1 tRNA gene is annotated in these 225 nt (G+C 51.1%); it reads left to right on the forward strand.

What is annotated here, in order from left to right:
* Positions 1–152: 152 nt before the first annotated feature.
* Positions 153–225 (forward strand) — tRNA-Met (locus Q1A70_RS20725).

The following is a 225-nucleotide window of genomic DNA, read 5'->3' on the forward strand; positions in this document are numbered from 1 at the left end:
ATACTAGCTCAGTTGGTAGAGCGCAACCTTGCCAAGGTTGAGGTCATCGGTTCGAACCCGATGTATCGCTCCAGTTTAAAGCTTTAGGAAGTCAAACTCTTAAGGTGTCTCGCAAGAGACCAAGTCTCATCAACTTAAATGATGCATCCGGACGCGGGATGGAGCAGTTTGGTAGCTCGTCGGGCTCATAACCCGAAGGTCGTCGGTTCAAATCCGGCTCCCGCA

This window comes from uncultured Vibrio sp., assembly GCF_947488985.1.
Classification (GTDB): Bacteria; Pseudomonadota; Gammaproteobacteria; order Enterobacterales; family Vibrionaceae; genus Vibrio.